This window comes from Pseudoalteromonas arabiensis, from assembly GCF_001550155.1.
Lineage (GTDB): Bacteria > Pseudomonadota > Gammaproteobacteria > Enterobacterales > Alteromonadaceae > Pseudoalteromonas > Pseudoalteromonas arabiensis.
Genome location: NZ_LRUF01000026.1, coordinates 132,337 through 142,409 on the forward strand (window position 1 = coordinate 132,337; position 10,073 = coordinate 142,409).

Consider the following 10,073-nt stretch of genomic DNA (forward strand, 5'->3'; position numbering starts at 1 on the left):
TTCTAATTAGCTGTCGATTTTACCAATGAAGCGATAGCCTTCACCATGGATGGTGCTAATCAGCTCAGATGTGCTGTTATCGCTTTCAAAGTGTTTTCTGATACGACGAATAGTAACGTCTACAGTACGGTCATTAGCACGCAGCTCACGACCTGTCATGTGCTTAATAAGTTGCTCACGGCTGAAGATACGACCAGGAGAGTCAAGCATTAGACGCAGTGCACGGTATTCACCTTTAGGTAAACGTTTAGCATCACCACTTGGCGATGTTAAACAACGGCTGTTTTCATCAAGTTCCCAACCGTTAAATGTAATCACACCATTTGTTTCAAGGTTAGTTTCTTCACCACCAAGCGCTGTACGTGTAATAAGGTTACGCGCACGAATTGTTAATTCGCGTGGGTTGAATGGTTTTGTGATGTAATCATCAGCACCAATCTCAAGACCTAAGATGCGGTCAACGTCGTTGTCACGACCTGTTAAGAAAATTAGACCAACGTTGCGTTTTTGGCGTAGCTCACGTGCTAGAATTAGCCCGTTTTTACCTGGCAGATTGATGTCCATAACTACAAGGTTCACATCATCATTATTTGTAAGCTTGTCATGCATATCATCGCCATCAATGGCTTCAATAACTTTGTAACCTTCAGCTTCAAATAAACTAACGAGGTTTAGTCGAGTTACGTCTTCATCCTCTACGATCAGAATGACTGGCGTTTGCATTGTATATTAACCTTTTCGGAAATTTTATTTACAAAAATTCGGTATTACCAAGCAAAACCGAATACTAGAGATTATAGGATTAGATCCAATTGTTAACAAGTAAAATCAATTTGGATAAAACTTAGCCATAGCTAACAATCGAGATTGCACTTTAAAGTTTTGCTGCAATACGTGCTGCTTATTGATATACAGTCGGATTTTATTTCCTTCTTGAACCAGAGAGGCTATACCGCCGTTTTCTAAAAAACTGATACTTTCACCTATGGTTAAAGTATCCAATGAAATTGTATCGGTCCAAAGTGGAAGTATATCATTTTCTAATGTTTCATCAACGTATGTGATATCACAAACCTGAGAAAGTTCAGAAATTTGCTGACTTTTTTTCACTAAAATAACCTTGATTGGTTTTTTGTTAATTTGCAGTTCATTTCTATCTTTTAGGAACGCACCTGGTCCGTACTCTAAGTCATAAAAACAAAATGAAATAGGGCGGGTTATATCATCGTGGGTAAACTCGACAAACTTTGCAATCTGAAACAAAAAAGCAGATTTAACTTGATCAGGAGATTTAGCCAAAACCGACCACGATGAAAGCAACAGCAATATAAAAACAATACTTCTCATCGTATGTCACCTTCTTTCTTTGGTAAGGTGATAATGAAGTGTGCCCCATCTTGCGCTAACTCGTCATACACAATACTGCCACCAAGCGCTTGAGTGACTAAATTGTAAACTAAATGCATGCCTAAACCACTGCCACCTTCACCACGCTTAGTGGTAACAAATGGATCGAAAATACGTTTTTTTACGGACTTCTCAACACCGATGCCATTATCAAAATAATGAATAGTGAAGTTTGATTCATTATTTTGTACGTTGAAGGTGATTTCGTTGTCTTTATCATCATTAAATGCGTGGATCACCGAGTTACTTAGGAGTTGCTGTAAAACTTGCTGTAAGGGCCCTGATTTGGTTTCAATATTAAGTTCTTTATCACAGTTTATTGTGATTTTAGGGTTGCGGTATTGTATTTCTGAACGCATGGAAAGTACCACATCACTTAATAAGTTATTAAGATTAACTTGTGAGGTGCTTTCACTATCTTGATTCACAGCGACCTTTTTAAAACTTGAAACGAGCTCGGCTGCTCGATTAAGGTTTCGATAAATGAGATCGAGGTTTTCAATGCCATCGTCAATAAAACGCTTTAAGTGAGTCGAGGTTAAGGTTTTTTGCTCAAACTCTGTACAAATTTCTGCAAGCTTATCGCGTAATAGGGTGGAACCAGTTATACCCAGTCCAATAGGGGTATTTACTTCATGGGCAACACCCGCAACCATTTGCCCAAGCGAAGCCATTTTTTCATTTTCAACAATTTGGTTTTGATACTGGTGCATCCTTTCAAGGGTATTAAGAAGCTCTTGATTTGCCTCGCGTAGGGCTATTGTTCGTTGGTTAACTTTTTCTTCAAGACTTTGGTTGAGCTGTTTTATTTCTTGCTTATCTTTTTCATGACGTTCAATTTGCTTTTGTGTGCGAGCAAGCATGATATTCAAACTAGCAGCAAGTTGGTTTATTTCATCGATATTTGTCTTTTTCGCCCGTGTTTCGTAATTATGGTTTTTTGACACATCTTGCAACAACACACTGAGCTCATCAATTGGGTTTGCAATACGCCTTTGAATTTGACGCGCGACAAAATACACCAACACTAAGACAAAAAGTATCAGAAAAATATCAATAATGATTTTTCTGTTGATGTATTGGTTTAATCTGTCTAATCCACCTCGCACATACACGTAGCCTATGGTGTTGCCTTCGTAAACGATGGGGGTAATGAGCTCAATGACCTTATCTTTTATATGAGGCTCTAATAGCTCATTTATGCTGCCGACTTTAATGGGCACTGGCGGCGTTTTGCTGGCATTAAAGCTACTAAAGAAGACGGGCTCGTTAGATAACTCATCAATAGAGTAAATATGAATATTTTTGATTAATGGCACAGATTCAAATGACTTTAAGCGTTCAGTTTCTGTGTCATTATCGTCGAATAGCACAGTCACTTGGGCATTATAAGAGACAATCTTCGAGAGGATCGTTATTTTATCAATAATAAGGCTTTTTTGTTCTTTGACATCAAGATAAGTCGAAATTGAGATCGACAATGACAAGCATAATGCTGTGACTAACATAACAGCATTAGTCAATGCTTTGCGAATACTTGTTTGTCTTTTGAATATTGACATATGCCTTATTAAGCCAAGCTTTTTTTATATTATTAGTAACTGTTTAGTCTAGCAAAGACAATAGAAAGTAACTAAATATTAGGAAAAATATTTAGTCACGGAATAGGCTATTAGGCGTTTTTGCTATTTAGCAGAGTAAACGGCAAATTTGGTATTCTTAAAATCTGTGTTGAAACTAGCAAACTGCGCCTCGAGGATGGGCGGGTATTTTAAAAAGCTATTAGCAACAATCGTTAATGAACCTTGCTTGGTTAGGTGGTGTTTAGCATTAGCTAAAAACGCTTCAGCAATACTGTAATCTGTGGCGATACCTGTGTGGAATGGCGGGTTGCTGATGATTAAATCAAATTTGCCCCTAATATTTTCAAGGCCATCACTCAATAAAGCTTCACCTTTGAGGTTATTTAGCGCAAGCGTTTGCTCAGTGGCATAAGTTGCCAGCGCACTTACATCGCTACACACAAATTCAAGTTCAGGCTGCTTGAGTCCTAAGTAAGTAGCAATAACACCTGCACCACACGCGAAGTCGAGCACTTTACCCTTGTTAATACGAGGTGCATTATTAAGAAGTACCGCCGTACCAACATCAAGCGCACCGTGGTTAAATACCCCAGGCACACTAATAGCTGTAAATTCTAGATCGTTTATTTTGACTTGGAATTGTTTGTGATAACGGCTGATATCAAAGCTATTGTTTAGCGTAAGCTCAGAAAATAGATACAAAATGCAGTGTTTGGCACTGTCGATTTTGTTACTAAAGCCAGAGTAGTCTTTTAATTGCTTTTCTGCTGATTTAACGCCGCTTTTATTTTCACCTACCACAAACAACTGGGCATCTTGGTGACATACAGCACGAATGTTATCAAGGCACATTAGTGCTTCAGGCTTCGCTTTTGGATAGTAGTAGATAACTAAATCATAGTTACCATTGGGAATGGTGTGATCAACCACAGCATGTACACCGGCAATTTTGCTGGCATACATAGCGTTAGCGTGGTTATAACTGAACGCGGTAATTTTTGCGTCAGGGTTTAGCGCTGTAAGCTCGCGTAAAAAGCCATCTTGCTCAAAGTTAACCACTAAAATGGACTTTCCAACAAGCTCGTCTTCATTTCGAAGCAATAATAAACTTGGGTTGGTTAACTTACTCATGCTGCTTTTACCTTATTATTACTTAGTGCGCTCAAACATTAGATCCCATACGCCGTGGCCTAAACGGTGCCCGCGTTGCTCAAACTTCGTCAACGGACGAGAATCTGGACGAGGAACATAATCATTCGTGTTTGATTGGTTTTTGTAACCTTCAGCGACCTGCATTACTTCAAGCATGTGCTCGGCATAGTTTTCCCAGTCAGTAGCCATATGAAAAACACCACCAATTTTTAATTTGCTACGTAATTTTTGTGCAAATTCAGCCTGTACGATACGACGCTTGTGGTGACGTTTTTTGTGCCATGGATCAGGGAAGAATAACTGCAACTTAGCTAAGCTTTCATCAGCAATACAATCGGCTAATACTTCAACTGCATCGTGCTCGAATACGCGTAAGTTAGTAACTCCGGCTTCGTCGGCATCCATTAAACAAGCGCCAACACCTGGACGGTGTACTTCAATACCTATGAAGTTAAGCTCTGGAGCGTTTTTAGCCATTTCAACCAGTGACTTACCCATACCAAAGCCGATTTCTAGTACGACGTCGTTATCGTTACCAAATACATCTTTAAAGTCGAGCATGCCATTTTTGTGCTCAAGGCCCATTGTTGGCCAACACTTTTCGATGGCGGCTGCTTGGCCTTTTGTTAGGCGACCTTCGCGCTTAACGAAACTACGAATTGTGCGGATATATTTACCCTCTTGCTTTGCTTGCTCGAGGTTTGGGTTACTTGAGTCATTCATATAATTTGGCCTGATAAAAACACTGACTATAGAAAAAGGTTGCGTATTATCCCTGACCTGCGCCTTGAGTACAAGCTTTTAGCTTGCTTGGCCTAACTAACTGCAATAGACTGAGCCGCAATGAGCTTCAGCAAGTAAAGATGTTATTTTGAATTTAAGCAATAAGGAGTCAACTTGGTTCGCGAGCCAAGTCGTTGACTGGTATCACCTTCACGGCCGTAAAACTCTTCCATGGCAGTTAAATAAAACCCCTTATAAAGTGTGGATCTCTGAGGTTATGCTTCAGCAAACTCAGGTCGTCACTGTCATTCCGTATTTTGAAAAGTTCATGCAGAGTTTTCCTGATATTATTGCGCTGGCCGATGCCGATGAAGATCAAGTGCTGCATCACTGGACGGGCCTTGGTTACTACGCTCGCGCACGTAACTTACATAAAACGGCAAAAATAGTCCGTGATAAATACCAAGGTGAGTTTCCAACCACGCTTGAAGAAGTGATGGATTTGCCTGGCATCGGTCGTTCAACTGCGGGGGCTATCTTATCGTTATCGCTTGGTCAGCATCACCCAATTTTGGACGGTAACGTTAAACGTGTACTCGCGCGCTTTTTTATGATCGAAGGCTGGTATGGGGTTAAAAAAGTTGAAAACCAACTTTGGTCACTATCATCACAATTAACGCCTAAAGAGTCCGTTACTGAGTTTAACCAAGCAATGATGGATTTGGGGGCAAGTCTGTGTTCACGCAGCAAGTTTGACTGTGAGCCTTGTCCTTTAAACAGTAAGTGCCTTGCTTTTAATGAAGGTAAAGTTAAAGAGTTTCCGCATTCAAAGCCTAAAAAGGCGGTACCGAAAAAGTCATGTCATCAGCTTATTTTAGCTTGTGGTGATAAAGTACTTATGGAAAAACGGCCTAATTCAGGAATTTGGGGAGGCTTATTTGGCTTTTTCGAGTTTAGTGAGTTAAGCGAGCTAAAAACATTTTTAGTCCAGCATGGTTTAACGGCTAATACACAGGAACTTGAAGTGTTTACTCATGTGTTTTCGCATTTTGAGCTGACCATTAATCCGCATGTTTTAACATTGCCAAGCATTCCAGATCTCATTAATGAGCGTCAATTGGTTTGGTATCCGCTTGATGAGTCTATTGAAGTCGGCCTTGCAGCCCCTACGAAAAAGCTGGTTAAACAATTACGCACAATAGATTACAATAACATCACGCAATAAGAGTAGAGAGCAATTATGGCACGTACAGTATTTTGTCAAAAGTTACAAAAAGAAGCTGAAGGCTTAGGCTTCCAACTATATCCAGGTGAGCTTGGTGAAAAGATTTTCAACAACATCAGTAAAGAGGCGTGGGGCCAATGGCAACACAAACAAACGATGCTGATCAACGAAAAGCATCTAAACATGATGGACCCAGAACATCGCACTTTTTTAGAAGAGCAGATGGTTGGTTTTTTATTTGAAGGTAAAGACGTTGAAATTGAAGGTTATCGTCCACCTGAAAAATAAGCACAGAAATTAAAAAGGGCCGATTGGCCCTTTTTAATTTTCACTTTCTTGTTCGGCTTTTTTGATTTGTTCTTTTAAGAACTGTGCTACTTTAGAGTACTCGATTTCGAACTCGTCGCGCAGCTCAATTAGATCGTCACTTGTTAGCTCTTCTTCTTTACAGCGTTGTTCAAATGCTGATGCCAGTTCGGCAATTTTCACTGCTCCAATTGTTTTGGAAATTGACTTTAATTGGTGGCATGCCGAAATGATGGTTTCTAAATCATGATCGATCACCCCTGCATTTACCTCTTTAGTTAGTTGATTACTTTGTTCAAGGTACATTTTAAAGAAACGCAGTTTTTTAGCTTCATCGTTATTTATGTATTTACCAAGCATGTTCATATCAATTGGCATGGCAGGTTGTTTTATTTCAAGAGGTGTTCGCTCAGGGTCGACTTTATGCGACCACTTTAGCAATGTTGCCTCAAGTACGTTGAGTTCGACAGGTTTTGTAATATAGTCGTTCATGCCAATACTTAAACATCGCTCTTTCTCCCCTTTGAGTGCATTAGCGGTAATAGCAACAATGTAGGGTTGGGCATTGATGTCAGGAAGTAAAGAGGCTTCGCTGCGAATTTTTTCAACCATGTCATAGCCTGACATTTTTGGCATGTGTAAGTCGGTCAAAATGATCGAGTAGTGGTTTTCACGCCACATCTCTAATCCTTGCTCACCGTTTTCGGCTAACTCGACACCATAACCTAATAAATGTAATTGATCTGTCAGCACTTGCTGATTAAGAACATTGTCTTCAACCAAAAGAATTAATTTATTTTCTTCACGGGCTTGATCCACGCTCAAATAGTTATTGAGTGTTTTTGCAGAGGAAATTTGTTTTGGCTGATGAAGGCCAGCAGCAACTAATAACGACACCATAAAGTTAGACTTACATAGTGGTGCTGCATTTAAATAAAAAATATTTTTATGATTAACAGCGGCTTCATCTAGCTTACTTAATACAATCACTTGTTGATGGTTGTCTTCTAAGGTGTAAAGCAAACGGCGCAGTATGTAGTTAATATCCTCCATGCTTTCGATGCCATCGAGAATCCAAATTATGTCTTTTTTATCTTGCTCAGCTTCTATTTTTTCATTGCTATTGGCAATGATTGTCGTTGCGCCCATAAATGAAAGATAACGAGTTAATAAGCTGTGTCTGCCTTCGTGCTGGGTTACAACAACCACTCGCTGGTTTTTCATCACCTGTTTGTGAGCAAAGTTAACTTTTCCTTGCGTGCTAAACGGCAGCTCAACGATAAATTCACTACCGATCCCCAAATCACTGTTTACAGTAATCGTACCTAGCATCAACTCGGTAAGGCTCTTACAGATCGAAAGCCCAAGACCTGTGCCTCCATACTCGCGTGTAATAGAGCTTTCGGCTTGAATAAATGGGTTAAATATTTCGCGAAGCTGTGCCTGGGTCATGCCTTTACCGTTGTCGGAAACGCTAAAACGCAAGGTGTAATGATCGGTTGTGTTTTGCGCGACTTCGACAGATATTTTTACATGACCTTTTCGGTTATCGTCTGTGGTTGTAAATTTAATCGCATTACTACATAGGTTATAAAGCACTTGGCGTACGCGCACTGTATCGCCAATTAAGTTAGTCGGAATATCGGGTGCTATGGCAAGTTCTAGATCTAAGTTACGCTTTTTAGCGACAGAAGACAGCACACGGGCAACTTCTTCGATAGTATCTGAGACCGAAAAAGGAATGTTATCGATATTGAGTTTTCCTGCTTCGATTTTAGAGAAGTCGAGAATGTCGTCTAAAATGCCAAGCAATGAAAAGGCAGAATCACGAATTATTGTACTGAGTCTATGTTGTGCACCATCGAGCTCTGTTTGGCGCAGCAAATCAATAGTCCCAATCACCCCATTCATTGGTGTTCTTATTTCGTGACTCATTGTTGCTAAGAAGGTTGTTTTAGTTTCGTTGGCTTGCTCTGCTTTTAATGTTGCTTGTTCAAGTGCCAGTGTTCTGTTTTGTACTTCAGTTTCAAGGCTACTTTGTAGTTTTTGTAGGTCTTGTTGTGCTGCTTTATTTTCAGTAATTGCAGACTGAACTTTACTAAGTAAATGGTTAATGTTTTTAGCTACAATATCTAAACCAAAGTCAAGAGTTTCAGTAACATGAGTGTGGTAATTTTGGTTTTCTGTAATAGCTAATAGTTCATCGCTAAGTAGTTCACTACTTTTCATAAAACGTTTATTAATATACACATTTAATAATACAGACAGAAAAATAAGTGCAATCAGAGCGACAGCAGCTAATACATATGACATTACAGCTGATTCAACAATTGGCTGTTCTTGTGAATGCTGCTTTACGATTAACTCGCCAACGGGTTGGTCGTTAAATTCAAGCACTTTGTGAATTATACTGGCTTGTTCTAATTGCTGATTTACTTTCGTTACAGCGATGAGTTCTTCTTTATTGTTTGCAAATACCAAAGACACATCACCATTCACTTCGTACCTATATAAGTAGTAATCAAACCCAGCATTGAGTAAAAGGCTAAGATCCAGTACTTCTTTGACCTTATCTTGGCCCGGCATTGTGAGTGCACTTACTAAGGGCGGTGATAATTGTTCGACTACTTGCGCAGCATTTAGGCTTGGGTGTGTAACTTGAGTTTTAGAATTCTTTGTTGGGTAAAAAGAGTAAGCTACAACTGCGAGAAGTGTAATAACAAGATTCGTTATAATGAATAACGGTAATAGCCCTTTTACAGGAGATGTAGATTTACTCGACATGGCTTTTATCCAACAATTTTACAGCAGTAAGAAGTAGTTACTTGATTGATTAACATAATCCTACCATCAACGAAGAAAAATTCACCACGTTTTTACTTTAGCAAAGCAATAATCGTTGGAGGAAACTATCAGAATAGGAGTTTTTGCTGCATAAGTAACCGTAAAAGTACGAAAAATAGCAATCTTGATTGAAAACTGTTCAAACAGTCAGAATCCTTAAAAAAAAGTTGACTTGAGAGGGCAAAACCCGTTTAATACGCCGCACGCCCAGACAGCGACAACTAGATTTGTTGCTTAAAATGCGTTTAAAAGTTAGTGCCCAGATAGCTCAGTTGTAGAGCTGTTAGGAGTTGCATTGAAAATCCTTGTGGATATTCTGCATAAAACTAAATATTGCCCAGATAGCTCAGTCGGTAGAGCAATTTGGAGTTGCATTGAAAATCCTCTTTGGATGTTCAGCACAAAAACCGAATATTGCCCAGATAGCTCAGTCGGTAGAGCAGAGGATTGAAAATCCTCGTGTCGGTGGTTCGATTCCGCCTCTGGGCACCATTATTTGATATATTGGTGTTATCTCTAATAGTGAGAACATCAGTATTGTGCAAAGCACACAAATTTAGTGTGCCGACTTAGCTCAGTTGGTAGAGCAACTGACTTGTAATCAGTAGGTCATCCGTTCAACTCGGATAGTCGGCACCATTTATTTAAACATCAAGCTTCTAGCTTTTTGTTATGCCCAGATAGCTCAGTTAGTAGAGCCATTGGGAGTTGCATTGAAAATCCTCTTCGGATGTTCAGCACAAAAATAGAATATTGCCCAGATAGCTCAGTCGGTAGAGCAGAGGATTGAAAATCCTCGTGTCGGTGGTTCGATTCCGCCTCTGGGCACCATT

8 protein-coding genes and 3 tRNA genes are annotated in these 10,073 nt (G+C 39.7%); 5 read left to right on the forward strand and 6 right to left on the reverse strand.

Annotated features, from left to right (window positions below):
• Positions 1-6: 6 nt before the first annotated feature.
• The 5 genes from arcA to trmB all read right to left on the reverse strand — a co-directional run bounded on the left by arcA (position 7) and on the right by trmB (position 4,865).
• A complete protein-coding gene (gene arcA, locus PAARA_RS17785) occupies positions 7-723 on the reverse strand; it encodes a two-component system response regulator ArcA (protein ID WP_062570337.1) in 717 nt (238 codons plus the stop codon).
• 105 nt (positions 724-828) lie between these two features.
• A complete protein-coding gene (locus PAARA_RS17790; protein WP_062570338.1) occupies positions 829-1,347 on the reverse strand; it encodes a YfiR family protein in 519 nt (172 codons plus the stop codon).
• Positions 1,344-2,969: an ATP-binding protein gene (locus PAARA_RS17795; RefSeq protein WP_062570339.1), complete on the reverse strand. Its 1,626-nt coding sequence runs from the start codon at positions 2,967-2,969 to the stop codon at positions 1,344-1,346. Before PAARA_RS17795 ends, PAARA_RS17790 begins: the two co-directional genes overlap by 4 nt.
• A gap of 123 nt (positions 2,970-3,092) precedes the next feature.
• Entirely contained in the window at positions 3,093-4,121 is a 1,029-nt protein-coding gene (locus PAARA_RS17800) for a methyltransferase (RefSeq protein ID WP_062570340.1), read from the reverse strand.
• A gap of 18 nt (positions 4,122-4,139) precedes the next feature.
• The gene (trmB, locus tag PAARA_RS17805) at positions 4,140-4,865 is read right to left on the reverse strand and encodes a tRNA (guanosine(46)-N7)-methyltransferase TrmB (RefSeq protein WP_062570341.1); all 726 of its coding nucleotides are present in this window, start codon (positions 4,863-4,865) and stop codon (positions 4,140-4,142) included.
• Between the two features lie 148 nt (positions 4,866-5,013).
• Between trmB and mutY the strand changes: the two genes are divergently transcribed.
• Entirely contained in the window at positions 5,014-6,090 is a 1,077-nt protein-coding gene (gene mutY, locus PAARA_RS17810) for an A/G-specific adenine glycosylase (RefSeq protein ID WP_420806962.1), read from the forward strand.
• Between the two features lie 15 nt (positions 6,091-6,105).
• A complete protein-coding gene (locus PAARA_RS17815) occupies positions 6,106-6,378 on the forward strand; it encodes an oxidative damage protection protein (RefSeq protein ID WP_062570343.1) in 273 nt (90 codons plus the stop codon).
• Between the two features lie 33 nt (positions 6,379-6,411).
• On the opposite strand, the gene PAARA_RS17820 is transcribed toward PAARA_RS17815, so the two are convergent.
• Complete coding sequence (locus tag PAARA_RS17820) at positions 6,412-9,180, reverse strand: ATP-binding protein (protein ID WP_062570344.1); 2,769 nt, start codon at positions 9,178-9,180, stop codon at positions 6,412-6,414.
• Between the two features lie 476 nt (positions 9,181-9,656).
• Here PAARA_RS17820 and PAARA_RS17825 point away from each other — a divergent pair.
• From PAARA_RS17825 to PAARA_RS17835, 3 genes are all read left to right on the forward strand, one after another.
• Positions 9,657-9,732 (forward strand) — tRNA-Phe (locus PAARA_RS17825).
• Between the two features lie 71 nt (positions 9,733-9,803).
• Positions 9,804-9,879 (forward strand) — tRNA-Thr (locus tag PAARA_RS17830).
• A gap of 116 nt (positions 9,880-9,995) precedes the next feature.
• Positions 9,996-10,071, forward strand: a tRNA-Phe gene (locus tag PAARA_RS17835).
• Positions 10,072-10,073: the final 2 nt, after the last annotated feature.